Raw genomic sequence first — 4,960 nt, 5'->3', positions numbered from 1 at the left:
TCATAGGACTGCTTGGCGTAGTCCGACTGGATCTCGATGGCCTTTTCCAGCGACTTGGCTGAAAACAGCTTCTCCACAGTGGCGCTGCCGGTTTCAAAACTCTTCTTGGTGTATTCACCAGCCTCGGTGGCAATCGCCTGTGCGCCCTTGGAGAGCGACGCGAAGCTCTTCAATCCGGTGTCGGCGAACTCTTTGCCGTATTTGCTGAAGTCCTCATAGGTCTGGGTCATTTCACGATTCCCTTGACGGTTGAGGCGTCCTTCTTCGGGGCGCCCTTGTGCAATGCAAGATAATATATTGTGCGCCGCACAAAAGTCAAGATTTCGCGGGCTCGCGGACCCGCCTGCGCAGCCAATGGCTAAAAATCGAATAAAGAGAGCTTCAAGCACGAAGAAAATGGTGAACGCGGCGGTTACCATAAACGGATTGGTAACGCTGCGCCGGTAGCTTGGCCGGAAGCGAGGCAGGACCCTTTGCCGCCTCCAACGCAACGAAGAAATCCAAGGGAAGTACCAGTGCGTAAGGCGTTGTTGGGCATCGTTTCCAAATCCACCTCCCCTCTCAAAACGATGATGATCATCGCCTTGGCGATGACATTCGTTTTTGGAGACGTTGCCTCGTCGCTGGCGGCCAAGCAGGCGGCCATCGTCGTGGATGCCAAGACTGGCAAGGTGCTTTACTCCGCAGATGCCAACGGCAGGCGCTATCCAGCTTCGCTGACCAAGATGATGACGCTGTACCTGACCTTCGAAGCGATGGCGAAGGGCAAGATCAGCAGGAATACGCCAGTGGTGTTTTCCGCCAAGGCCTCCGCCGAGGCGCCGACGAAACTTGGCGTGAAGCCGGGCGGTTCGGTCACGGTCGAGACCGCGATCCTGTCGATCGTCACCAAGTCGGCGAATGACTCGGCCACCGCGCTCGGCGAAATGCTCGGCGGCAATGAAACCACTTTTGCCCGCATGATGACCGCCAAGGCGCGTGCGCTGGGCATGAACGGCACCGTGTTCCGCAACGCCAATGGCCTGCCAGACCCTGGCCAGTTCACCACCGCGCGCGATATGGCGACGCTCGGCATCGCGCTGCGCGAACATTTTCCGCAATATTACGGCTATTTCTCGCAGCGCTCCTTCCTCTACGGGCGTCAGCGCATCAACGGTCACAATCGCCTGCTCGGACGCATCAAGGGTGTCGACGGCATCAAGACGGGCTACACCCGCGCCTCCGGCTTCAACCTCGTCTCGTCGGTTTCCGACGGCAATCGCCGCATCGTCGGCGTGGTCATGGGCGGCAGTTCCGGCCGCAGCCGCGACAATCAGATGGCCAGCTTGATCAACACCTATCTGCCGAGGGCATCGACTCGCGGCGGTGGCGATCTGGTGGCCAAGGCCGGCGGCAACAACCCGGTCACCGCCCTCGCCCAGGTTCTCCTGCCCAAGCATGACGCTCCGACGCCCGATGACAAGCCTGTTGTGGCGCAGGACGACGCCACCGTCGCCGAGGACGCCACGGTCGCGGAAGACGATACCCCGCAGGCCGAAGAAGCAGCCCCCGTCGTCAAGACCAGAAAGGTCAAGACCGTCATCGTTTCAGCCCCCCAGGTCGCGACGGCCCAGGTCGTCGCTGCCTATGCCGAGCCAACACCAGCGGCCGTCGATCCGGTCAACACGGCGTCGGTGCCGTCGGGCTGGGCCATTCAGGTCGCCTCGTCGCCAAAGCAGTCCGAGGCACAGGCCTTCCTCGACAAGACCACCAAGCAGGCGCCCAAGGTGCTGGCCGACGCCTCCGGCTTCACCGTCGCCTTCGACAAGGACGGCGTCACCTACTATCGCGCCCGCTTCGGCGGCTTCGGTTCGAAGACCGCCGCCTGGAAGGCCTGCACCGCTTTGAAGAAGAAGAACATCGAGTGCTACGCCGTCCAGCAGTAGGACGGCGTGGAAATCATCTCCCGGAAAAATTCTGCGTCGAAGGAGACTAGTTGTGATTGGAGAGCAAGACGTCCTTGGCTTCGTTAATCCGCGCCGCCAGGAAAGACGTGCCGCCGACATCGGGGTGCAGGCGCTGCATCAGGCGGCGGTGCGCCTTGCGGACATCCGCCGCGGCGGCCCCCGCTTCAAGACCAAGGACCTTGTAGGCCTCCTCCTTAGTCATGGCGCCCGGACCTGGCGCAACACCCAGCCCTTCGCCACCGTTCGTCTCAGTGTTTTTGCGCCAGACGGGAAATCTGCCGTCAAGATACGTCTCTAGCAACTGCCGGCTCTCCGGATCACCGGAGAGTTCGCGGTAGAGGTGCTGCAATTCCACCAGCCCCATCGCGCCAAGCATCTTGCCTTCGTGGCGGCCAGCCAGGACCAGTCCTTCGAGGCCGCCGGTATCGTGATCGAGCTCCATTTCCAATGCCGCTGTGCGCACCGTCGAGCGTTTGCCCGGTGCAAGCCCCGCCGGCTGGCGTTTCATTCGCATGGAACCATACCAGGCAATTGCCGCGGTGAGGATCATGCCGCCGACGCCTTCACGGCCGACCACCAGCACGGCGACGCCGACAACTGCCAGAAGAGCCGGCCCAAGCGTTCGCAGCGTGCCCGCCAGTTTCGCTGGCTCGGCACGCAGAAAAATCGTCACCGCGCCGAGCAGCAGCAAAAGCAACGCTACAAAAGCGATGATTGCGCCCATTATTTTCCGCCGCCCCGCAGATGCTCGATCATCAGCCGGTCTTCCGGCCTGCCTCTGGCTTCGAGCGCCTTCAACCCGCCGGTCGCGAACACGGCGACAGCCGAAAGCAGTCCGGCCAGGGTCGCGGCAGCCCGCCGATCAAACCGGAACCAGGCCCCCTTGGACAGCCGCGCAACCTCTTTGAATGCCTTTTCCGCGCTGGAATCATGGCCTTCCTGAAAGACGAAGACAGGAACGCCATGAAGGCCGAGGCTGCCGGCCTTTTCGGCCAGATCGTCGATATCCTCTTCCATCGCATCGCCGATATAGACCAGCGCATTGACCTTAGCGGTTGCCGTCTGTTTCAACGCATGCGCCAGCACCTTGCCGATCTGGGTGTGACCGCTGCGGCACTCGATCCGCGTCATCAGCTGCTTCAAGGCATTGGTGTCGCTCACGAAAGCGGACGAACGGCACTCGCCAAGACCGCGAAAATAAACCAGTTGCACGCTGAGGGTTCCTGCCTTGCCGACGGCGTCGAACATCTGGCCCTGCAGCGTGCAGGCCAGATCCCAGGTTGGCTGGCGGCTCATCGTCGCGTCGAGAGCAAGGATCAGCCTGCCCGAACCGGTCGCCGATGCGGCAAGTGTCCTCGCCTGGCGAATGAAGGCGTCGATCTCGCCAGCGTTGGATTGAGGCTTGATCGGCGCAGGATTGGTCCTCGCTGGCACAGGTTGCTTCTTATCGCTCATAAAAAACAAGATGTGGCGTTGCCACATCGCTTGCAAGCCCCACATCGGGTGGCACAAAGGGCCAGACGGTGATGCCACCTGGGGTCAGAGCAGGCCGAGGTCGGCAAGCTCGCGCCTGAGTTTCGGCGGCATCTCGATCAGTCCGGCCTTGCCCTTGCCCAGATCGAGCGGCGCGTCGGCCGGCTTCAGATAGCGCCAGCCCTGAAAGGCCCGGCGCGGCTGCCAGTCGGTTCGAACAACCTCGGGGTCGAGAATCAGGTGGCAGCGGCCGATGCCTTCACTATCGGTGAACGGCCGGATCTCGGTGATCAGTTGGCGGCACTGCACATTTCCTTTGATCACCCAATAGAGCGAACCGCCATCGGTGACCTCGGCGCCGCGCGTCGGCATCATGCGCGTGGTGTGATATTGCTCGACCGGCTCACCGGCGCGCCGCCGCTCGTCGAGGCGGAAGGCGATCCACTCCTCGAGATCTTCGACGCTGTCGCAGCCGACACAGAGTTTTATGAGATTGAGAGACATCGCTTAAGGTTAGTCCCGCATGCGGACGCGTCAACGACCGGATCGACTTCTCCACAGTGGCAGTTTAGGCCAGCCTTCAGCATTCCACGACGTTGACGGCGAGCCCACCCAGGCTGGTTTCCTTGTACTTCTCGTTCATGTCGAGGCCGGTCTGGCGCATGGTCTCGATTGCTGCATCGAGAGGTACGAAATGGGTGCCGTCGCCCTTGATGGCCAGTGACGCTGCCGTCACCGCCTTGACCGCGCCCAGCGCATTGCGCTCGATGCACGGCACCTGCACCAGCCCGCCAACCGGATCGCAGGTCATGCCGAGATGGTGTTCGAGCGCGATCTCGGCGGCATTCTCGACCTGCTCGGGCGTACCGCCCATGACGGCGCACAGGCCGGCCGCCGCCATTGCCGATGCCGACCCGACCTCGCCCTGACAGCCGACTTCGGCGCCGGAGATCGAAGCATTGGTCTTGATGATGCCGCCGACCGCAGCAGCCGTCAGCAGGAAATCACGAATGCTCGGCTGGTCCGCCTCGGGATGGAAATGCAGCCAGTAGCGCAGCACCGCCGGCAGCGTGCCGGCCGCACCGTTGGTCGGCGCTGTGACGACCCGGCCGCCAGCGGCGTTTTCCTCGTTCACCGCCATGGCGTAGATCGACAGCCAGTCATTGGCGAGCAAGGGATTGGGCTTGTTCTGCTGCCATTGCTCCTGCAGCTTGTCATGCAGCATGCGGGCACGGCGGCGCACCTTCAACCCGCCCGGCATGATGCCGTCCTGCGACAGGCCGCGGTCGATGCAGCCTTTCATGGCGCTCCAGATGCCGTCGAGGCCGGCGTCGAGCGCCTCGCGCGTCATCTGCGTCTCCTCGTTGACGCGTTTCATGTCGGCGATGGAAAGGCCGCTTTTGCCGGCCATGGCCAGCATCTCGACCGCATTCTTGAACGGATAAGGCACTTTCTTGCCTTCCGTCGTCACCGATCCCTTGGCCTTCATCCGCTGCAGTTCCTCTTCGGAAACCACGAAGCCGCCGCCGATCGAATAATAG

Annotated in this window: 6 protein-coding genes; 1 reads left to right on the top strand and 5 read right to left on the bottom strand. The window is 62.3% G+C overall.

From position 1 onward, the window contains the following. Positions 1 to 230, bottom strand: a 230-nt coding sequence (locus EN884_RS25585) for a phasin family protein (RefSeq protein WP_164895152.1), incomplete at its 3' end; no start/stop codon positions are given. 285 nt (positions 231 to 515) lie between these two features. Here EN884_RS25585 and EN884_RS25580 point away from each other — a divergent pair. After that, the gene (locus EN884_RS25580) at positions 516 to 1,925 is read left to right on the top strand and encodes a D-alanyl-D-alanine carboxypeptidase (RefSeq protein ID WP_013531777.1); all 1,410 of its coding nucleotides are present in this window, start codon (positions 516 to 518) and stop codon (positions 1,923 to 1,925) included. A 46-nt stretch (positions 1,926 to 1,971) separates the two neighbouring features. On the opposite strand, the gene EN884_RS25575 is transcribed toward EN884_RS25580, so the two are convergent. The 4 genes from EN884_RS25575 to EN884_RS25560 form a co-directional block, all read right to left on the bottom strand. Then, positions 1,972 to 2,670, bottom strand: coding sequence for a DnaJ domain-containing protein (locus tag EN884_RS25575; RefSeq protein WP_013531778.1), 699 nt, complete (start codon positions 2,668 to 2,670; stop codon positions 1,972 to 1,974). Beyond that, positions 2,670 to 3,401, bottom strand: a complete 732-nt coding sequence (locus EN884_RS25570) for a hypothetical protein (protein WP_027161546.1) — start codon at positions 3,399 to 3,401, stop codon at positions 2,670 to 2,672. The genes EN884_RS25575 and EN884_RS25570 overlap by 1 nt, the downstream gene beginning before the upstream one ends. A gap of 84 nt (positions 3,402 to 3,485) precedes the next feature. Continuing rightward, positions 3,486 to 3,923 (bottom strand): DUF1489 family protein, encoded by a 438-nt coding sequence (locus EN884_RS25565; RefSeq protein ID WP_013531780.1) that lies wholly within the window; start codon positions 3,921 to 3,923, stop codon positions 3,486 to 3,488. A gap of 76 nt (positions 3,924 to 3,999) precedes the next feature. Further along, on the bottom strand, positions 4,000 to 4,960 hold a 961-nt coding region (locus EN884_RS25560; protein ID WP_128301005.1), incomplete at its 5' end, for an L-serine ammonia-lyase.

The organism is Mesorhizobium sp. M7A.F.Ca.AU.001.01.1.1, from assembly GCF_004022735.1.
Lineage (GTDB): Bacteria > Pseudomonadota > Alphaproteobacteria > Rhizobiales > Rhizobiaceae > Mesorhizobium > Mesorhizobium ciceri.
Note: the sequence above shows the minus strand (reverse complement) of the source record. Positions and strands in the feature narration are given on the sequence as shown.

What these genes read in the sequence shown, in the direction of transcription:
- EN884_RS25575 (WP_013531778.1), bottom strand. Translation starts at nt 2,670, where the DNA reads ATGGGCGCAATCATCGCTTTTGTAGCGTTGCTTTTGCTGCTGCTCGGC.
- EN884_RS25565 (WP_013531780.1), bottom strand. Translation starts at nt 3,923, where the DNA reads ATGTCTCTCAATCTCATAAAACTCTGTGTCGGCTGCGACAGCGTCGAA.
- EN884_RS25570 (WP_027161546.1), bottom strand. Translation starts at nt 3,401, where the DNA reads ATGAGCGATAAGAAGCAACCTGTGCCAGCGAGGACCAATCCTGCGCCG.